We start from the raw sequence: 19,998 nt of genomic DNA on the forward strand, positions 1-19,998 counted from the left end.
GTGCAACGTTTATATATTGCTATTCGTCCGGTGTTTGAGGGAGATCAACTGATCAGTTGTCGAATACCGGGGCCTGCTTGCTCATATTGGCCATCATGGCCGCCTGCAAGTCGTTCGACATCAGCATGGCCGCGTTCCAGGTGGCGATGTAGTTCAGGCCGTCGGCCACGCTGTGGTCGCGCGCGTAGCTGATCATTTCCTTGGTGCCGCGCACGGCCAGCGGCGACTTGGCGGCGATGCCGGCGGCGATCTCGCGCACCCCGCCGGCCAGCGCCTCGCGCGACTCGAACACGCGGTTCACCAGGCGGATCTCGCGCGCCTCGGCCGCGTCCACCTTGCGGGCGGTGTAGGCCAGTTCGCGCGCCATGCCTTCGCCGATCAGCCTCGGCAGGCGCTGCAAGGTGCCCACGTCCGCCGTCATGCCGATATCGATTTCCTTCACGCTGAACCAGGCGTCCGCCGAGCAGTAGCGCATGTCGGCGCAGGTGATGAGGTCGATGCCGCCGCCTATGCAGGCGCCGTGGATGGCCGCCAGCACCGGCTTGCGGCAGCGCTCCAGGCTGCTCAGGCAGTCCTGCAGGTCCAGGATGGTGCGGCGCAGGTTCTCGCGGGTGCGGCCGTCGCAGTCGTTGCGGATGGAGGCGGCCAGGCCCATCATCATCTGCAGGTCGATGCCGGAGGTGAACAGTTTGCCTTCGCCTTCCAGCACCACCGCGCGCACGTCCGGCGTGCTGTCGGCCCACTCGAAAGCGGTGCGGATGTCGTGCCACATGGCCAGGTTCATGGCGTTGGCCTTGTCCGGGCGGTTCAGGCGGATCACGGCGACATGCTGTTCCAGGGTGACTTGCAGGGTTTCGTAGGTCATGGAGGTCTCTTTTATTAGGATGATGGGGTGCCGTGGGCATTTTAATGCGATTACAATGCAGGCTTCCGTTATTAGAAACAGTGCTCTAGTGCAAAGCCGCCAACTCTACTTCCGCCTGCTCAGGCAGTTCCGTCCCTACCTCGGCGCCGTCCTGGCCACGCTGGCCGCCATCGGCGTGGCGGCTGCCACCGACGTGCTGTTGATCCGCCAGTTGCAGAATGTGGTGGACGCCTTGCGTCCGGCCGGTCCGGAGAGCGGTCCGCTGGGCGGCATCCAGGGTGCGACGGGCGGCATGATGCTGACGGTGCAGGGCTGGCTGGACTCGCTGTTGCCGGGCAACCCGACCGAGGCGGCGCTGTGGAGCATTCCGCTAGTCATTACCGGCCTGGCGCTGCTGCGCATGGTCAGCACGTTTTCCGGCGATTATGGCTCGGCCTGGCTGACCAGCCGGGTGCAGGCTAATCTGCGTGAAGAAATGTTTGCGCGCCTGCTGCACCTGCCCAACAAGTACTACGACCAGACCTCCACCGGCGCCACCCTGTCGCGCGTGGCCTACGACGCGGCCCAGGTGGCCCAGGCCGGGCTGAGCGTGCTGAACGTGTTCGTGCGCGATTCGGTGGCCTCGGTTGGCTACCTGATCCTGCTGATCAGCTACGACTGGCAGCTGGCCTGCTTCTGCTTCGGCCTGCTGCCGCTGGTGGCGGTGGTGGTGACCGTGGCCGGGCGCCGCATGCGCCGCCTGGCGGGCGACGCGCAATCGGCCATGGGCGAATTGAGCAGCGTGCTGGACGAAAGCATAGGCGGCCAGCGCGTGGTGAAGATTTTCGCCGGCGAGGAATATGAGCAGCGCCGCTTCCACAGCGTGGTCAAGCATAACCGCCACCTGGCGGTCAAGCACGCCGCCACTGCCGCCATCAACTCTGGCGCGATCATGATGCTGGTCGGTATCACGCTGTCGGCGGTGATCTATTTCGCGCTGCTGCGCGCCCGCGCCGGCCACCTGACTCCGGGCGCTTTCGTCGGCTTCATGGTGGCGCTGATGTCCATGCAGTCGCCGATCAAGAACCTGACCAAGATTAACGAGCCGCTGCAGCGCGGCCTGGCCGCGGCCCAGTCGGTATTCGGCCTGATCGACGCGCCGGCCGAAGTGGACGAGGGCAGGCGCGAGCTGAAACGCGCCAGCGGCGGCATTTCGCTGCAGGGCGTGGGCTTCCAGTACAACCCGGCGGACTCGGACGCGGCGCCGGCCCTGCGCGACGTGTCGCTCGACATTGCCGCCGGCGAAACGGTGGCGCTGGTGGGCGGTTCGGGCAGCGGCAAGACCACGCTGGCCGGCCTGCTGCCGCGCTTCTACGATGTGAACCAGGGCCGCATCCTGCTTGACGGCCACGACCTGCGGGACTACCGCCTGGCCGACCTGCGCTCGCAGATCGCGCTGGTGAGCCAGGACGTGGTGCTGTTCAACGACACGCTGGCCGCCAACATCGCCTACGGCGACCCGGCGCCGGACCAGGCGCGCGTGGAAGCGGCGGCGCGCGCGGCCTACGCGCACGACTTCATCATGAAGCAGCCGCAGGGCTATGCAACCCAGGTGGGTGAGAATGGTTCGCGCCTGTCCGGCGGCCAGCGCCAGCGCATGGCGATTGCGCGCGCGCTGTACAAGAACGCGCCCATCCTGATTTTGGACGAAGCCACCAGCGCGCTGGATACCGAGTCCGAACGCCAGGTGCAGGCCGCGCTGGAAGTGCTGATGCAGGGCCGCACCACGGTGGTCATCGCGCACCGCCTGTCCACCATCGAGAAGGCGGACCGGATTGTGGTGATGGAGTCAGGCCGCATCGCCGAATCCGGCAGCCACGACGCGCTGCTGGCGCGCGGCGGCCATTACTCCCGCCTGTACCAGACGCAGAAACAGGCGCCGGTGCCGGGCTAGTCCTTTATCCGCGCGGGCGGCCGGGCATCGTCGCCCAGCACGTCCTGCACGTAAAGCATCACCACCAGCACCATCAGCACCGCCGTCATCGGCGTGGCCAGCGCCACGCCGGCCATGCCGAACACCGCGCCGAAGGTCACCTGCATGGCGATGGTGAGCGCGGGCGGCAGCGCCACGGTGTGCTGGTCGATCAGCGGTTCCAGCAGATAGCCCTGCACCAGCTGGATGCCGCCGAACAGCAGCAGCACGTAGAGCGCCAGCGCTGGGCTGTCCGGGAAGGCGATCAGCAGGGCCGGTACGCCCGCCATCAGCGGTCCCACATAGGGAATGAAGTCCAGCAGGCCCGCGATAATCCCCAGCAGCAGCGCCATCGGCACGCCGAGCAGGCTAAGGCCGATGGCGGTCATGGCGCCGGCCGCCACCATCGAGCAGGCTTTCCCCACCAGCCATTTGGACAGCGTGCCGCCGATTTCGTCGAGCACGGCGCGGGCGCGCGGGCGGCGGCTGGGCGGCACCAGCCTGACGATGCCGTTCACATAAAGCTGCGGGCGCATGGCGAAGTAGATGCCCACCACGATGATGATGAGGGCGTTGCCCAGCGCGCCGAATACGCCCGAGAAGAACAGGCCGGCGTTGGGCACCAGGGCGGACATCTGGCGCATGAGCTCCTTGTTGCTGGGCAGTTCGCTGAGCAGGGCGCGCAGCCTGGGGTAGCGCGCCAGGTCGGTGCGCACCTGGTCGAGCGAGGTGGGCACCACCTGCGCAAGGTGGCTGGCCTGCTCCGACAGCTGCGGCGCCATCAGCCAGCCGCCCACGCCGAGCAGCAGCGCCAGCAGCGCCAGCACCAGCGCCAGTGCAAGGCGCTTTGATGGCAGGTGCAGGCGCCGGCAGGCGATGCGGGCCAAGGCGTTGAGCAGGATGGCGAACAGGATGCAGGCGAAGATGAGCAGCAGGGCGTCGGCCGCGAACCACAGCGCGGCAAGGGTCAGCAGGAAGAGGGCGGCGATGCCGTCCATTAGCACAACGCGGTGCAGGAAGCCGCGCTGGCCGGTATCGGCCGCCTGCGGGGGATGGTCGTTGCTCATCCGTATATGATTGCGCATTTCGCGAATGCGTGACGCACGGCGCGTTCAATACAGCGTTTGCAGGTAGGCGGCGATGTCCAGCGCGTCCTGTTCGGAGACGCCCAGCACGGGCATGGTGGTGTTGGCCTCGACGTGGCGCGGGTCGCGTATCCAGAGCACCAGGTTGGCCGTGGAATTGGGCAGGCGCCCGGCGATCAGCGCACGGCCGGCGATGCCTTGCAGCGGCGGGCCGACGTAGACGCGCGAGCCGGTCACGCCGGGAACCATGTGGCAGGCGTGGCAGGCGTACTGCGTCAGCGCGACGCGTCCGCGCCCGGCCCGGCCGGGCAGCATCGCGGCCGGAGCTTGTGCGGAAGCGGGCGCGCGCGGCGGGCCGCCGCTGCCGGCGGTGCCGGCTTCCGCCATCCAGTTGCGGTAGCCGGCCTGCGTCATCCTGGGCAGCTCGGCCAGGAAGGCCACCGTGCCCCACAGGTCCTGCTCTTCCATGTGGTACTCCCACGCCGGCATGCCGCTCATCTTGATGCCGTGCCGGATGATCCAGTACATCTCGGCCGGGCGCCAGCGGCGCGCCGCGTCCACCAGCGGGCCGGGCACGGGCTGCATGCTCTGGCCGAACTTCTCCTGCGCCACACCGGGGCCGCCGTGGCAGGCCACGCAATGGCTGCGGTACATGGCCGCGCCGCGACGTATCAGCGCCGGCTCGTCCAGCGGCGGCGCGGCGATATCGCGCGCATGGCGCCGCACCGACGCGTGCATGGCCTGTTCCAGCACCGTGTGCACCGGCTGCAGGTGCTGGCGGTTGGCGGCCACGTCGTACCAGCCGCCTTCCACCACCACGTAGGCCCCCAGCGCGCCAAGCGCAGCCAGCCCGGCCGCTGTCGCAGCCACAGTGTTGAGCATCAGCCGGCGCCGGTTGGATGGCATTGTGTGTGGTCAATAGAAATTAGCCAATTTTGGCATTCTTGTATTATAGCCAGTGACCTCATCAGCACAGGAGTTCTACGGTGCGCACCTACCGGACAGTCTGCTGCATGGCTTTGACCCTGGCTACACTGGCCGGGTGCGGCGACGACGGTCCGGCCGGCATTCCCGTGCCCGGTGGCAATGCAGGTGTGGGAAGGGTACTGCTGGAGCGCTACCACTGCGCGGCTTGCCACAGCATTCCAGGCGTCGAAGGCGCGCAAGGCAGAACCGGCCCGGCGCTGGATACCTTCGGGCGCGCGAGCTATATCGCCGGAGACCTGCCCAATTCGCCGGACGTGCTGCAGCGCTGGATTGCCAACCCTGCGGCCATGAAGCCCGGTACCGCCATGCCCGCCATGGGCGTTTCGCCGGCCGATGCGCGTGACATGGCGGCCTATCTTTACACGCTGCGCTGACCATGGACGCCGTCCTCGCCCCCGCCAGCGCCGATGCCGCCATCATCGCGCAGATGGCATGGGTGCTGATCGCTGGCGCCGCGCTGGTCTTCGGCTGCGTGATGCTGCTGATGGGACTCAGCCTGCGCCGGCGTGCCGGAACGCTGCGGCCTGGCCTGTGGATCGTTGGCGGCGGCCTGTTGCTGCCCATCGCCGTGTTGTCGGCCTTGATGGCCTACAATGTCCGGCGCAGCACGCAACTGGCCACGCAGACCTCGCAAGGCGCGCTGGTGGTGTCGGTGACGGCCAGGATGTGGTGGTGGGAGGTGCGCTACCGCGATCCATCCGGTGGCACGGACATCGTGCTGGCCAACGAGCTGCACCTGCCGGCAGGCCGCCCGGTGTACCTGGCCCTCACCAGCACGGACGTGATCCACAGCTTCTGGGTGCCCGCGCTGGCGGGCAAGATGGACATGGTGCCGGGCCGGATGACCGGCCTTGCGCTGCGGCCGTCCAGGCCGGGCGTGTATCGCGGCCAGTGCGCCGAATACTGCGGCCTCCAGCACGCCAGGATGGCGCTGCACGTGGTCGTCGAGCCGCCTGCCGCTTTCGGCGCCTGGCTGGCGCACCAGGCCCGCCCGCAGCCGTCGCCGTTCACGCGCGCCACGGCCGCAAATGGCCATGATGGCCGCAGCGTGGCGGACGGCGAAGCCAGCGCGCGCCTGGCGCTGGGCCGCAGCGCGTTCGAGCGGCATTGCGCCGCCTGCCATGCCGTCCGCACCGCCATCAGCAGGTCCGAATCTGGGGCAGCGCCGGCGCGCGCAAGCTTGCCCGGCGCCGGTCCGGACCTGACGCACGTGGCCAGCCGCATGTACCTGGCGGCCGGGACGCTGCGCAACGATCCCGGCGCATTGGCAGCGTGGATAGCCGATCCCCATGTCCACAAGCGGGGAGTGCGCATGCCCGCCGCCGCAGGCATGGACCCGGCATCGCTGCAGGCGCTGGCCGCCTACCTGGAGCAACTGAAATGAGCCGCCTGCCCAGCAGCCTCCCGCGCCCGCCCGGCGAACTGGAACAGCTGGAGCGCGTGTGGCGCACGCCCGCCGGCTGGCGCCACTTCAGCACCGTCAACAACACCAATATCGGACGGTTGTATCTTGCCACCGCGCTGCTGTTCTTCCTGCTGGCCGGCGTACTTGGCCTGCTGATGCGCCTGCAACTGGCCGTGCCGGACAACACCCTGCTGGACGCCGCCACCTACAACCAGGTCTTCACCATGCACGGCACGGTGATGATGTTCCTGTTCGCCATCCCCGTGGTGGAGGCGTTCGCCGTCTACCTGCTGCCCGCCATGCAGGGCGCGCGCGACCTGCCGTTCCCGCGCCTGTCGGCCTACGCCTACTGGGCCTACGCCATAGGCGGCCTGGCTTTCTTCTGCACGCTGTTTGCCGGCCTCGCACCGGACGGTGGCTGGTTCATGTATCCGCCGCTCACCGGCAAAGCCTGGTCGCCGAGCCTGGGCGCCGACTTCTGGCTGCTCGGCATAGGCTTCATCGAGATATCCGCCATCGCCGGCGCCATCGAGCTCGTGATCGGCATCCTGTTCACCCGCGCGCCCGGCATGACGCTGGCGCGCATGCCGGTGTTCGCCTGGGCCATGCTGATCGTCGGCCTGATGATCGTGTTCGCCTTCCCGGCGGTGATCGCCGGCACCGCGCTGCTGGAGCTTGAACGCGCCTGGGACTGGCCGTTCTTTATCCCGGAACGCGGCGGCGACCCCGCCTTGTGGCAGCACTTGTTCTGGTTCTTCGGCCATCCCGAGGTGTATATCATCTTCCTGCCAGCCGCCGGGCTGGTGTCCACCATGCTGCCCGCCATTGCCGGCACGCCGCTGGTGGGACGGCGCGCCGTGATCTGGTCCATGGCCGCCACCGGCATCGTCAGCTTCGCGCTGTGGGCCCACCATATGTTCACCGGCGGGCTCACCTTGCTGTCCGCCAGCCTGGTCTCGGCGGCCAGCATGGTGGTGGCGATACCCGCCTCGGTGCAGGTGTTCGCCTGGATCGCCACCATGTGGCGCGGCAGCGTGCGGCGCGGCGCGGGCATGAACGGACCCGCCTTGTTCATGCTGGGCTTTCTGTTCATCTTTGCGCTCGGCGGGCTGACCGGCGTGATGGTGGCGGTGCTGCCCTTCGACTGGCAGGCGCACGACAGCTACTTCATCGTCGCCCACTTGCATTATGTGCTGGTGGGGGGCATGCTGTTCCCGGTCTTCGCGGGCATCTGCTACTGGCTGCCGCTGCTGAACGGGCACACCATGTCCGAACGCTGGACGCGCTGGTCATTCTGGCTGATGTTCGGCGGTTTCAATCTCGGCTTCTTCACCATGCACATCACCGGCCTGCAAGGCATGCCGCGCCGGGTCTACACTTATCCGGCGGACCTGGGCTGGAATGGCCTGAACATGGTGTCCACCATCGGTTCCTTCGTGTTCGCGGCGGGCGTGCTGCTGTTCACTGTGGACGTGGTGCGCACGCTGTGCCGCCCAAAGAAGGACAAGGGCAACCCCTGGGGCGCACCGACCATGGAATGGCTGCCGGAAAAGGAGTACGGTCCGCGCAGCATTCCGCTGGTGGCGTCCACCGAGCCGCTGTGGGAGCAGGAAGGGCTGGCGGAACAGGTGGAGCAGGGCGCGCATTTCCTGCCCGGCACCGCCACCGGGCGGCGCGAAACCATGTTCACGAGCTGGAAGGATGCCAGCCCGCGCTACCTGCTGGTGCTGGCGGGTGACAGCTGGTGGCCGCTGGCGGCGGCCGCCGGCACGGCAGGCTACTTCCTGCTGCTGACCGTGAAATGGACCGCGACGGCATGGCTGTGCGGCCTGCTGGCGCTTGGCGCGGTGATGGCATGGCTGTGGCAGACCGACCGCATTCCGCCGATGGCCAGCGCCAGGGTGGCCGACAATCTGCTGCTGCCGGTGGGCGAGCGCGGCGGCAGGGGACATGCGTGGTGGGCTTGCGTCATCATGCTGGTGGTGGACGGCTGCATCTTCGCCTCGTTCGCGTTCGCCCACATCCATCTGGCGATGCGGCTGGAGGTGTGTCCGCCGCCGGGCGCCAGCCTGGCAGGGGCGCCATGGGCATGGCTGTCCAGCGCATTGTGGCTGGCCTCGGCGGGTCTGATCGCGCTGGCGTGCCGTCCGGCGCGCATGCAGGAAGGCGTGTCGCAGCGCGGCTTGCGGCTGCTGGTGATGGCGGCGCTGGCTTGCACGCTGGCTGCCATGGGTTGCGATATCGGAAGCCAGATGGAAGCCGGGCTGTCGCCGAGGCGGGATGGGTGGAGTGCGTCGGTTGCGGTGCTGACTTCTTACCAGGGGCTGCACGTGGTGCTGCTGGCGCTGGCGGGGCCGTATCTGTGCGCGCGCTCCTGGCGCCGGCATCTCACCGCCGCCAGCCGGGCCACGCTGAACAATGTGGCGCTGATCTGGTACTGCACGGCGGCGCAGGGCGTGCTGGCGGCATGGCTGCCGCGCATGATGGCGGATTGATGGGACTTAGAACGAATACACCAGCGTCAGCGAGGTTTGCGTATCGGTATTCTTCTTCTCGTCGGGCACGTTGGTGTCGCTGCGGGCGCTGAAGGCGGCCTTCATCTGCATGGTGCCGTTGATCTTGGTGCTGAGCGCCGTTTCAGCCTGCGAGTGCAGGTTGGACGTGCCGCGTTCCATGCTCACCGTTTGCGTGAACATAGCCGAAGGGCTGAGCTGCCAGCGCATCGATGCCGCGCCGCGCACGGTCATGCCGTTCTCGGACTCGCCGGTGGCGCGCGTGCCGGTGAAGTAGCCCGGACCCAGCTCCACATCCAGCGTCTTGTCGCGCGATTTGTACCAGCGCGAGCTGTGACCGACCGACAGCGAACTGTAAGTGGTGTAGGCGCCGAACTTGTCGTCCACATGGGAGCCGAGCACGAACAGCTTCTTGTTATCGTCCAGCAGCTTGTACGCGGCCTTGGCGGACAGTGCGAAACGCTCGGCCGAGCGCTCGCGCAGCTTGCTGCCGTTGTCGGTGTGGGTTTCGTCTTCCTTGAAATAGCCGCTCAGGATGTACTCGTTGCTCCAGTTTTCCAGCTCCTGGCGCGCGTCGATCTTGCCGGTGACGGAGGTGCCGACGGTGTTGCCGGTGGTGGTGATGGCGCCGAGTTCTGCGGAGGTGGACCAGGTGCGTTCGGGAATGTCTTGGGCGGCTGCGCCGCCGTGCGCGACGGCCAGCGTCAGCGCGATCAGGGATATCAGTTTCATGTGCGAAGTGCCGTGCCGGCGGGCCGGTCTGAATACGGTGAGCCAGCATTGTACCCGATTGATACTGGCCCAGCCGCACATGTGACATTCCGTTACGATACTGCTTAGGCTGCGAAGCCGCCGTCGATGGTCAGGCTGGCGCCGGTGACGAAGGCTGCTTCAGGGCTGGCCAGGTAGGCCACCATGCCGGCGATTTCTTCCGGACGGCCGTGGCGCTGGATGGCCATCAGGGCGTGCAGGGCTGCGCCGAAGTCGCCGTTCTCAGGGTTCATGTCGGTGTCCACCGGGCCAGGCTGCACGTTGTTGATAGTGATGCCGCGCGGAGCCAGGTCACGCGACAGGCCTTGCACCAGGCCGGTCAGGGCGGATTTGCTCATGGCGTAGGCGGCGCCGCCGGCGAACGGCATGCGCACGGCGTTGGTGCTGCCGATGTTGATGATGCGGCCACCCTTGTCCATGAACGGCAGCACCGATTGCACCGCCACGAACACGGCGCGGATGTTGACGGCCACGGTGTCGTCGAAGTCCTTCAGCGAAAACTCGGCCACGTCGCCCATGCGCAGCACGCCGGCGTTGTTCACCAGGATGTCGATCTTGCCGAATTGCGCGGCGGTCTGCTTGATGGCGGCGATAACGGCATCGGAATCGGCTGCATCGGCTTTCAGGGCCAGCGCGCGGCCGCCGGCGGCGGTGATGCTGGCCACCAGCGCGTCCGCCACGGCGGACGAGGACTGGTAGGTGAATGCGACGGCGGCGCCGCCTTCGGCCAGGCGGCGGACGGTTGCTGCGCCGATGCCGCGTGCGCCGCCGGTCACGAAGGCGACTTTGTTAGCGAAGGTGGTAGCGGTGGTGATGGTTGCGGTGGTCATTTTGAATCTCCTTGGGGTTGGTTGATGAATCCAGTATGTCCCACGCATTAGGCTTGCGCTAGGTGGTAATCTGCCGTATCAGTTTCAACCAATGGTATAAAATAGCCTGATGGAACCGCTCAACTACCTTGAATCCTTCATCCAGGCTGCGGAAACCGGCAGTTTTTCGGCCGCCGCGCGCCGTTTGGGGCTGACGCCCGCCGCCGTGAGCAAGAACGTGGCGCGGCTGGAAGCGAGCCTGGGCCTGCGCCTTTTCCAGCGCAGCACCCGCAGCCTGACGCTTACCAGCGGCGGCGAGCGCTTCCTGCACCAGATAGGCGGCGCCTTCGCCACGGTGCAGGACGCCATCGTCAATGCGGCGGCGGACGAGGGCCAGCCTTCGGGTGTGCTGAAGGTGGGCATGGCGCTGGCTTTCGGCCGCGAATATGTGCTGCCCATGCTGGATGGCTTCCTGGAGCGCTATCCTGCCGTGCTGCCGGACTGGCACTTCGACAACCGCGCGGTGGATTTGATCGGCGACGGATTCGACGCCGCCATCGGCGGCGGCATAGAGCTGACGCAGGGCGTGGTGGCGCGCGAGCTGGCTCGGGCGCACGTGGTGGCCGCCGCGTCGCCGGCCTATGTGGCGCAGCGGCGCATGCCGGAGCACCCGTCAGAGCTGGCGGAGTTCGACAGCATCGTGCGCCGTTCGGCGGGCACGGGCCGCGCCAAGGTGTGGACGCTAAGGCACGAGAACGGCGACGAAGCGCTGGCCGCCGGCCGCCCCCGCATCATCTTTGACGACCCGGAAGCGATGGCCTACGCGGCCATGCGCGGCCTGGGCGTGGCGCTGCTGCCCATGCCGCATGCGGCGCGCTGGCTGAAAAGCGGAGCGCTGGTCAGGCTCCTGCCCGGCTGGCGCGGGGACGCGGGGCCGGTATCGGTCTACTACCCGAGCAAGAAGCTGCTGCCCGCAAAGACGCGGGTCTTTGTCGACCACGTGGTGGAGCATTTCCGGAAGCCGGAAATGGTGGCCTTGCTTGACAGCCGGAATTATTAGGCAGCCGCAACGCCTAAGGCTCCACCGAGTGCGCGCGCTTGAGGCAGCGCAGCACGAAGGTGGAGCGGCTGTGGCGCAGGCCGGGCAGCTTGTACAGTTTGCGGCGCAGGAATTCCTCGTAGCCCGCCGTACCCGCCACCGCCACCTTGATCAGATAATCGTACTCGCCGGTGAGCAGGTAGGCCTCGATTACTTCCGGCAGTTCCGCAAGCGCCTGGCCGAACTTCTCGAAGATGTCGTCGTCGTGCCGGTCCAGCGTTACTTCGATGATGACGGTATCCGGCAGGCCGAGCGCCTGCTGGTTCAGCACCGCCGTATAGCTTTCGATCACGCCGCTTTCCTCCAGTGCCCGCACGCGGTTCCAGCACGGCGTGGTGGACAGGCCAACCTGTTCGGCCAGTTTGGTGTTGCTCAGCCGCCCGTCGCGGCGCAGCGCGCGCAGGATGCGGCGGTCGGTTTCATCGATGCTTGGTGAACTATTCACGTTTCCGCCTGGAATGAAGAAGAATGTTCTTCATTCTAGCTAAAACTAGGTAATTTCAGGAAGCCTATTTTTACCTTGCGGCCGTATAGTTCTTACATGAACACATCCACCGCCACCGCCCTGAAAAACCTGCGCTTCACGATAGAAGCGGAAGCAGCCCTGTCCACGCTCGAGAACGCGCTCGCGATTGTGCGCCGGGCCGGCATTACCTTGCGCGACATGCGCATCAGCCAGTGTGCGCAAGGGATGGAGGTCTGGATGCGGCTGGCCGCGCCGGAGGAGGATCTTCTGACGTTGTGCCGCATGCGGCTGCACAACGTCGTCGGCATCCTGGCCATCAAGGAGACGGGATTAAGCCGGAAGGTAGGCGTACTTGAACGTGAACACGGCGGCGATGACCCACACAATGGGTTTCACCTCGCGGGCGCGGCCGGTCAGCAGCTTGAGCACCGCGTAGGTGATGAAGCCGAAGGCGATGCCGTGCGCAATCGAGTACGTGAACGGAATCAGCATGGCGGTGATACCGGCCGGCACGCTTTCCGTGGTGTCGGACCAGTCTATGTCCGCCAGGTCGCGCAGCATCAGGCAGGCCACGAACAGTAGCGCGGGCGCGGTGGCGTAGGCCGGCACGGCACCCGCCAGCGGCGCAATGAACAAACAGGCCAGGAACAGCGCGGCCACCACCAGCGCGGTCAGCCCGGTGCGACCGCCGGCCTGCACGCCCGCCGCGCTTTCCACGTAGGCGGTGGTGCTGGAAGTGCCCAGCAGCGAACCGGCCACGATGGCGGCGCTGTCGGCAAGCAGGGCCTTGTTCATGCGTTCCATCTTGCCCGGCACCAGCAGGCCTGCGCGGTTGGCCACGCCCATCAGCGTGCCGGTGGCGTCGAACAGTTCAACCAGGAAGAACACCAGCACCACGTTGACGATGCCGACTGACAGCGCACCCTTGACGTCCAGTTTCAGCAGCGTTGGATCGAGCGACGGCGGGGCGGAGAAGACGCCCTTGAACTGGTTGCCGCCAAAGACGAAGCTGAGCAGGGTGACCGCGACGATGCCGATCAGGATGGCGCCGCGCACTTTCAGCTTGTCCAGCGCGACGATGAGCATGAAGCCGAAAATGGCCATCAGCGCGGGCGGCTTGTGCAGGTCGCCGGCCGTGACCATGGTGGCTGGATTGGCGGTGACGATGCCCGCGCTCTTGAGCGCGATCAGCGCCAGGAACAGGCCCAGGCCGACCGTAATGGCGGTGCGCAGCGCGTGCGGAATGCCGTTGACTATCATGCCGCGCAGTCCGAGCAGGCTCACGACGACGAACAGGCAGCCCGAAATAAACACCGCGCCCAGCGCGGATTGCCAGGGAATGCCCATGCCCAGCACGACGGCATAGGCAAAGTAGGCGTTCAGGCCCATGCCGGGGGCCATGCCGATGGGGTAGTTGGCGTACAGCGCCATGACGGCGGTGCCCAGCGCGGCAGCCAGGCAGGTGGCGACAAACACGGCTTCCTTGGGCACGCCGGCGTCGCCAAGGATGGCGGGATTGACGAAGATAATGTACGCCATGGTGAGGAAGGTGGTGATGCCCGCCACCGTTTCCGTCCGCACGTCCGAGCCGGCTTCTTTTAGTTTGAACAGCTTTTCAGCGATGGACATTGCGGCTCCCGTGATTGTGTTGGAAGAAGCATATCATTTCCCGGCCAGCGACCAAATGCCGTTTTGGTAATTCAGCGCATGGGTAGCTCGCAGCGCTTCGAGGAAGCGGGCGTCGTGCGAGACCACGGCCAGCGCGCCGGTGTAGGCTTGCAGGGCGTGTTCCAGCGCCCGCACCGAGGCCAGATCGAGGTGGTTGGTGGGCTCGTCGAGCAGCAGGAACTGGGCGGGCTGATTGCGCCACAGGGCGCAGGCCAGGGCGGCTTTCAGTCTTTCGCCGCCGCTTAGACGTTCTGACGGGGTATGGACTTGCGCGGCGTGGAGGCCGAGCAGCGCCAGGCGGCTGCGCAACTCGCCTTCCGGCAGCGGGCTATCGAGCTCGCGCAGGCGCTCCAGCACCGTCATGTGCGCAGGCAGCAGCGCGGCGGCGTGCTGGTCCAGCCAGGCATGGGGCACGCTGACGCGGCAGGCGCCGGACAGCGGCGGCAGCAAGCCTGCCATTATCTTCAGCAGCGTGGTCTTGCCGCAGCCATTGGGACCAGTGATGGCCAGCCGCACAGGGCCGGACAGCGTGAAGTCCAGCGTTGCCGGCGCGTCGCCGAGCGAGCGCTGTTCGGGCGCACGCGGATCTCGCGGCAGAGGAAAAGGGGGCATTAGCGCGTCAAACTCGAGCACGCGTTTGCCCGGCGGGACTGTGCTCGCCGGCAGCAGCAGGGCCACCGGCGCAGGCGCGTTGACGCGGGATGCGGCTTCGCGCACCGCTTCGTCGTGCGCGGCGATGGTCTCCGCGCGGCGCTGCGTGTCGCGGCCCGCCGTCGCTTCGGCCTGGCGTTTCAGTTTGCCGCGCAGGATGGGGGCGATGTTGGCTTCCTTGCCGGCCCTGGCGTTGCGGGCGGCACGTGCCTGCTGCGTGTCGTGCTGCTTGCGCAGTGCGCGCTGGGCGGCGTCCCGTTCGTTGCGGGCGTGTTCCAGCGCGCCGTGCGCCGCATTTCCTGCCGCTTCGCGCTGTGCTTCATAGTGGCTGTAGTTGCCGCCGTAGCTGTGCAGGCCTGCGGCGTCCAGCTCCACGATGCGCTCCATGGCCTCCAGCAGTTCGCGGTCATGGCTCACGATGACGGCGCCGCCGCGCCAGGCCAGCAGGCGCGCCTGCAGCCACGCGCGGCCTGCGCGGTCCAGGTGGTTGGTCGGTTCATCCAGCACCAGTCCGTCCGCCTGGGACAGGAAGGCGCCCGCCAGCGCAATGCGCATCAACTCGCCGCCGCTCAGGCTTGCGGCTCTGTCGCCGGGCCGCAGACCGGGCATGCCGCAATCGGACAGCGCTTGCGCAAACTCGGAGGCGATGGACCAGCGGCCTTCCAGCAGGTCCAGGTCTTCGGCGCGGACCTCTCCTGCGTCCATGCGCGCCAGTGCATCGAACAGCGGGGCCAGGCCGGCGACTGCGGCCACAGTGTCTCCGGCAGCGGGGCGTACCTCCTGCGGCACGTATGCCAGGCTGCCGGACCGCAGCACCGTGCCGCTGCCGGGCGCCAATTGGCCAGCCAGCATGCGCGCGAACAGGCTTTTCCCCGTGCCGTTGGCGCCCACAAGGCCGGTGCGCTCGGCGTGGAAGCAGGCTTCCAGGCGGTCGAAAAGCAGCCGCCCTGTGGGAAGCGCGAAGGATACGTCTCGCAGGGAGATGGAGAACGCGCCCGAAAACGCGGGCGCATTGGATTGCGCCATTGCCACCGCAGCGGTGGCGTGGATATGATTTGCCATAAGTAAGCTCCAGACGGGTCATGCAGCCGCATGGTGCGGACGCATCGTCACTCGCATGCCGCGTTGCGGACTTGCGATCTCTTGCTGAGGGGGCTTACTTGCGCATCGGCGTTTACTCCTGAAAAAGCGCTGCCCGAAAATTGGGCAGCGCACGCATTCTAGCGCAGCTTCAGGGCGCTGGCAATGTCGGACCAGGCAACATACTTGAAGTTCTGCGGGCCGTCCGGCAGGCGCTTGTAGCCGTCCTGCACCACCAGCATGCCTTCGGCGTATGGCCCGCCCAGATTGGCCGAGCTGACATCCAGGCCATCGGTTTCCGACGCGCCGTCTATGCCCGCCGCCACGTTCACGCCGATGCGGAAGCTGCCGCGCACCTTGTGCGGCGCGTCCGCGTCCAGCACCACGTAGCTGTTGCTGCCCTGGCTGGAGACCACCAGGTAGCTCGCCTGTGCGCCGTGATAGAGCGACATGCCTTCCACGTCGGCGGTCAGCACGCCGCCCACCGGCAGTATCATGCGCATGGCCGAACCCTGGTCCGCCGCTGCGGGCACCGTCCACACGCCGCGCTTTTCCTCGCCCACGAACAACCGGCCGCTGCGGTCGTCCGCGACGCAGCCTTCCGGCTGGGTGGCGACCTTGAAGCTGCGCAGCAGGGTGCTGGTAAAAGTGCCGTCCTTGCGGCCTATGCGGTAGTGCTGGAAGGTGCCGTCCTTGTCGTTGACGAATGCTTCCAGGCCGCCGCCCGCTGGCTGGTAGACGCAGATGCCGTAGATTTTCTCCAGGCCGGTGGGGAAGCGTACAGCCTCGGCCACTGTACCGTTGGGGTCTATCGTGAACAGCACCATGGTGTTGTCGTCGCGCTGGGTGGCCAGGGCGAGGTCATGGCGGGCGCCGTCCAGCAGCACGTTCTGGCGCAGGTCCACATTGTTCAGGCGGCCGGACTCCAGCAACTGGGTCTGTTCGCCTTGCATGTCGTAGACCAGCAAGCCTTGTTTCTTGTTGGTGCCGAGCACGCGCGACGCGGCAGGGCTGGATGGATGGACCCAGATGGCCGGATCGTCCGCAGCGTCGCCCAGGCGGGCCATGGGTTCGGTCTGTGCGCGTGGGAGCACGATGGCCGGCGCTGCGGAGGCAACTGCGGCGGTGCGGGAGGCGCCTGCCTGCGCTGGCAGGCCGGCGGGCACCGCGCGCCAATGTTTTGCGTCCTCGCTGTTCAGCAGCAGCTCGGCGGCGCCGGCGCCGGATATGCGGCTGGCCAGTGCGCGGCTGTTGGCTGCGTCGGCCAGAGCGCGTGGCGCCTGCGCCTGCCATGCGCCGTCGCGCTGGCCGAACACGTAGAGCTGCTTGCCCTTGGCGTCCAGCATGGCGACGCCGCCGGGCAGCAGCGCCAGCGCGCCCGGGCCGCCGGACAGTTTGCCGTAGGGCTGGCGCAGGGCCAGCACATGGCGCTCGCCCGCGCCTTCCGCTTCCGCCCGGTAGGCCCACAGGCCCATGCCGGATTCGCTGACGAACAGCGTGCCGGTGGCGTCGTCCACGCGGCAGTGCCGCACGTGCGTCGGCAGGGCGAGCTTGCGCACCAGCTTGCGCTCGGCGCCGTCCAGCAGCCACTGTTCGCTCTGGCCGTCCTTGGCGATCAGGAACTGGTAGCTGATGTCCTGGGCGTCGCGGTACAGGCAGGCCGCTTCGGCGGCGAAGGAGGGCGCAGGGAAGGGCGCTTGCAGGCGCAGCGTGCCTGCCACCAGGTCCGCGTCGATGGCGACGGCGCGCTCGGTATTCGAGTCCACCAGCGTGGCGAGCACGCCGCCTGACTGGCTGCGCGTATCGAGCTGCTTGCCGCGCACGGCGTAGCGGGCGCGCTCCTTGCCGCCGGCGTCCAGCAGGCGCAAGGCGTTCTTGTCGAGCGCCAGCCAGCCGCCGTCGGGCAAGGCCGCCAGTTCGGCGGCGCCGGCCACGGTGCTGATGGCGGCGGCCACGCCGTTGGCCTGGGCGCCGGATGCCGCCGCCGGCTGCGCGGCGGCGATTCCGGACAGCGCAGCGATCAGCGCTGCAATCGTAGTTGTTTGAGTCTTCATCATCAGAACAGGTTGGCTTTCAGGGAGATTTTGTAGGTGCGGCCATACTGTTCGTACTGCGCGTTGTGGTTTTTCACGCCCTGGTAGACGTAGTACTTCTCGTTGTTCAGATTGGACGCCTCGAACTGCAGTTGCAGCTGTTTGCTGATCTGGTAGGCGAACGAGAAGTCGAGCTGCTTCTGGCTGTCCACGATGCGGTCCTGCGCCGGGTTCAGGATGTCGCTCCCCATTTCAAGCAGGTACTCGGACTTGTAGTTCAGCGCCAGGCGGGTGCTGACCGGGCCTTGTTCGTAGCCCAGCATCACATTCATCACGCGGTCCGACTGGCCCGGCATGGTGATGTTGCGCGACAGGACCTTGCCCGCCCTGGTGTCGAAGCGTGCCACGTTGGCCTTGGAGTCGCTCAGCGTGGCGTTCACGCCCGCCAGCAGGTTGTTGAACGGCGCCGGCAGCATGCGCAGCGGCTGGGTCCACGCCAGCTCCAGGCCCTTTACGCTGGCCTTGTCGCCGTTGGCGTAGGACGTGGCGGTGGTGTAGCCCACCCATTTGCCGGTGCCCGCCAGGTTGGTGGTGTAGGTGAAGTTCTTGATGTCCTTGTGGAAGGCATAGGCGGAAATGGTGCCATCGGTGCCGAGGATGCGTTCCACGCCCAGGTCCAGGTTGCGCGCCTGCAGCGGCGCCAGTTCCGGGTTGCCGATGGTTGCTTCGGTGGCGCTGGCCAGGGTCACGCCCGGGGCCAACTGGCTGAAGTTGGCGCGCACCACGGCCTTGGTGACGGCGGCGCGGATGCTGGTGTGTTCATCGGCGTCGTAGCGTGCCTGCAGCGACGGCAGCCAGTTGGTGTAGGAGCGCTCGCGGGATAATGGCGTAATGGCCGTGCCGTTGATCTGCGAGCCTGCGGCGTCGAAACTGGTGCGCTCGGCGCGCACGCCGGCCAGCACGCGCCATGCGTCCCAGGACAGCGTGTTTTGCGCATAGGCCGAATCGATGTCCTCGTTCATGCGGTAGTCGTTGATGGCGGACTCGGACGCCAGGCGTGCGGCGTTGCGGTCCAGGCCTGCGATGCGGGCGCGCACGGCGGCCGGGTCGATGGCGGCGCCGATGCGGCCCAGTTTATAGTCCAGCTCATTCGCGCCCACAAAGGCCGTCATGGCAGTCGAGCCCGTGCCCCAATAGTTGCCGCTGGTGGCCTTGCTGCTGTTGTAGGCCCACTGGTTGGTGTCGTTGGTCTTTTCGCGGCGGCTGGTCTTGGCGCCGACCTTCAGCGTGGAGCGCATTTCGCCCAGCGGGAAGGTGTGCGACAGGTCGATGCGGGCGTGGTGTTCCTTGTCTTCCGAGTAGCGCTGCTGCAGCGTGATGGCGTTCAGGCTGTAGTTGGCCGGATCGTAGATGCCGGCCGGCGCCACCAGCTGCGGCTTGCCGCCGTCGGTAAAGCCCACGCCTGCGAAGTTGGCGTTGCCGCGGAAGCGCGCGTCGTTGATGGATTCCGGCGTGTCCTCGTTGGCGCGGCTGGCGCCGCCCTCGACGTTCAGCTGCCAGTCGCCGAATTTCTGTTCCGTGCCCAGTACCGTGGAGCGGATCTCCTGCGTGTATTTGCGCTGGCGCAGGCGGCGTTCGCCGCGCGCGCCGGCCGTGGCGCCATCGGTGACGCTGCCGCCGGTGATGCTGCTGATGGTGAGGCGGTCGCGTACTTCGTCATCGCTGAAGCGGCTCAGCAGGTTGCGCATGAACCAGTTGCTGCCGGCGGCGGGGCGGTAGTCCAGATTGACGGCGGCGGCGCGGCGTTCGCGCACGGGCAGGTAGTCGCGGAATTCAAAGCCGCTCAGTTTGTCGCCGTCCCAGGCGCCGCCGGTTTCCACGTTGTCGGAGCCGAACTTGCGCTTTTCGCCGCTCAGTCCGACGGCCACGCCCAGCTTGCCGTCCATGAAGCGCTGCGCCCACAGCAGGCCGGCGCTCGGGCTGGTCTGCTCGGTGTTCTGGTCGCGGCTCGCCGCCGCCGTGACGGACAGCACTTTGCCCGGCAGGTCGAAGGCGGACAGCGACTTCACTTCCACGGTGGCGCCCAGGGAGTTGGCGTCCATGTCCGGCGTCAGCGTCTTGCTCACTTCCAGGGAGCGGATCAGGCCCGCCGGCAGGATGTCCAGCGCCACGGCGCGGCGGCCCGATTCAGGCGACGGCACCAGTGCGCCATTGATGGTGACGGCGTTCAGGTCCGGGCCGAGGCCGCGCACGGTGATATAGCGGCCTTCGCCCTGGTCGCGCTGCACCGACACGCCCGGCAGGCGGGCCAGCGCTTCGGCGGCGTTCTTGTCCGGCAGGCCGCCGATGTCGTCGCTGCTGACGACGCTGATGATGTTGTCGGCCTTGTCCTGCGCGGCGATGGACTTGCGCAGGCTGGCCTGCTGGCCGGTGACGACCACGACGCCCGCCATGGCGGTCGATTCGACGACCTGGGCGTGCACGCCCAGGGAAGTCAGCATGGCCAGTACGCCCATGCTGAGGGCGGACAAGCGGAACGTTGGCGCAGTTGGGATATTCATGATTTTTTTGCTTGGTTGAATAGTTGAGAGAACGCTGCGCATTGTAGGAATCGA

15 protein-coding genes are annotated in these 19,998 nt (G+C 67.2%); 5 read left to right on the forward strand and 10 right to left on the reverse strand.

Going from position 1 to position 19,998, the window contains the following annotated elements:
- Nucleotides 1-52 precede the first annotated feature (52 nt).
- A complete protein-coding gene (locus tag GTP77_RS05840; RefSeq protein WP_161071240.1) occupies nt 53-865 on the reverse strand; it encodes a crotonase/enoyl-CoA hydratase family protein in 813 nt (270 codons plus the stop codon).
- Nucleotides 866-953: 88 nt separating this feature from the next.
- Here GTP77_RS05840 and msbA point away from each other — a divergent pair, with 88 nt between their 5' ends.
- Nucleotides 954-2,798: a lipid A export permease/ATP-binding protein MsbA gene (msbA, locus tag GTP77_RS05845; RefSeq protein WP_161071241.1), complete on the forward strand. Its 1,845-nt coding sequence runs from the start codon at nt 954-956 to the stop codon at nt 2,796-2,798.
- Here the strand turns inward: msbA and GTP77_RS05850 are convergent.
- Complete coding sequence (locus tag GTP77_RS05850) at nt 2,795-3,883, reverse strand: AI-2E family transporter (protein WP_229202097.1); 1,089 nt, start codon at nt 3,881-3,883, stop codon at nt 2,795-2,797. The two genes, msbA and GTP77_RS05850, sit on opposite strands and share 4 nt — an antisense overlap.
- Nucleotides 3,884-3,928: 45 nt before the next feature.
- Complete coding sequence (locus tag GTP77_RS05855) at nt 3,929-4,783, reverse strand: c-type cytochrome (RefSeq protein WP_229202098.1); 855 nt, start codon at nt 4,781-4,783, stop codon at nt 3,929-3,931.
- Nucleotides 4,784-4,914: 131 nt separating this feature from the next.
- Between GTP77_RS05855 and GTP77_RS05860 the strand changes: the two genes are divergently transcribed.
- From GTP77_RS05860 to GTP77_RS05870, 3 genes are read left to right on the forward strand one after another with little or no spacing between them, the layout of a single operon-like run.
- Nucleotides 4,915-5,262, forward strand: coding sequence for a c-type cytochrome (locus tag GTP77_RS05860; RefSeq protein ID WP_161071244.1), 348 nt, complete (start codon nt 4,915-4,917; stop codon nt 5,260-5,262).
- Between the two features lie 2 nt (nt 5,263-5,264).
- Nucleotides 5,265-6,272, forward strand: a complete 1,008-nt coding sequence (locus GTP77_RS05865) for a cytochrome c oxidase subunit II (protein WP_161071245.1) — start codon at nt 5,265-5,267, stop codon at nt 6,270-6,272.
- Nucleotides 6,269-8,788: a cbb3-type cytochrome c oxidase subunit I gene (locus tag GTP77_RS05870; protein ID WP_161071246.1), complete on the forward strand. Its 2,520-nt coding sequence runs from the start codon at nt 6,269-6,271 to the stop codon at nt 8,786-8,788. The genes GTP77_RS05865 and GTP77_RS05870 overlap by 4 nt, the downstream gene beginning before the upstream one ends.
- 6 nt (nt 8,789-8,794) lie before the next feature.
- On the opposite strand, the gene GTP77_RS05875 is transcribed toward GTP77_RS05870, so the two are convergent.
- The gene (locus GTP77_RS05875) at nt 8,795-9,538 is read right to left on the reverse strand and encodes a DUF481 domain-containing protein (RefSeq protein ID WP_161071247.1); all 744 of its coding nucleotides are present in this window, start codon (nt 9,536-9,538) and stop codon (nt 8,795-8,797) included.
- A 104-nt stretch (nt 9,539-9,642) separates the two neighbouring features.
- Complete coding sequence (locus GTP77_RS05880; protein WP_161071248.1) at nt 9,643-10,407, reverse strand: SDR family oxidoreductase; 765 nt, start codon at nt 10,405-10,407, stop codon at nt 9,643-9,645.
- A 109-nt stretch (nt 10,408-10,516) separates the two neighbouring features.
- Here GTP77_RS05880 and GTP77_RS05885 point away from each other — a divergent pair, with 109 nt between their 5' ends.
- Nucleotides 10,517-11,446, forward strand: coding sequence for a LysR family transcriptional regulator (locus GTP77_RS05885; RefSeq protein ID WP_161071249.1), 930 nt, complete (start codon nt 10,517-10,519; stop codon nt 11,444-11,446).
- A 13-nt stretch (nt 11,447-11,459) separates the two neighbouring features.
- Here the strand turns inward: GTP77_RS05885 and GTP77_RS05890 are convergent, their stop codons facing one another.
- The 5 genes from GTP77_RS05890 to GTP77_RS05910 form a co-directional block, all read right to left on the reverse strand.
- Nucleotides 11,460-11,930 (reverse strand): Lrp/AsnC family transcriptional regulator, encoded by a 471-nt coding sequence (locus GTP77_RS05890; protein ID WP_161071250.1) that lies wholly within the window; start codon nt 11,928-11,930, stop codon nt 11,460-11,462.
- A 351-nt stretch (nt 11,931-12,281) separates the two neighbouring features.
- Nucleotides 12,282-13,580, reverse strand: a complete 1,299-nt coding sequence (locus GTP77_RS05895) for an NCS2 family permease (RefSeq protein WP_161071251.1) — start codon at nt 13,578-13,580, stop codon at nt 12,282-12,284.
- 33 nt (nt 13,581-13,613) lie between these two features.
- Nucleotides 13,614-15,296, reverse strand: a complete 1,683-nt coding sequence (locus tag GTP77_RS05900; protein WP_161071333.1) for an ABC-F family ATP-binding cassette domain-containing protein — start codon at nt 15,294-15,296, stop codon at nt 13,614-13,616.
- A 194-nt stretch (nt 15,297-15,490) separates the two neighbouring features.
- On the reverse strand, nt 15,491-17,407 hold the full coding sequence (locus GTP77_RS05905; protein WP_229202100.1) for a phytase: 1,917 nt from the start codon (nt 17,405-17,407) through the stop codon (nt 15,491-15,493).
- Nucleotides 17,407-19,944, reverse strand: coding sequence for a TonB-dependent receptor (locus GTP77_RS05910; protein ID WP_161071252.1), 2,538 nt, complete (start codon nt 19,942-19,944; stop codon nt 17,407-17,409). The genes GTP77_RS05905 and GTP77_RS05910 overlap by 1 nt, the downstream gene beginning before the upstream one ends.
- Between the last annotated feature and the right edge of the window lie 54 nt (nt 19,945-19,998).

This window comes from Pseudoduganella aquatica (assembly GCF_009857595.1).
Classification (GTDB): Bacteria; Pseudomonadota; Gammaproteobacteria; order Burkholderiales; family Burkholderiaceae_D; genus Rugamonas; species Rugamonas aquatica_A.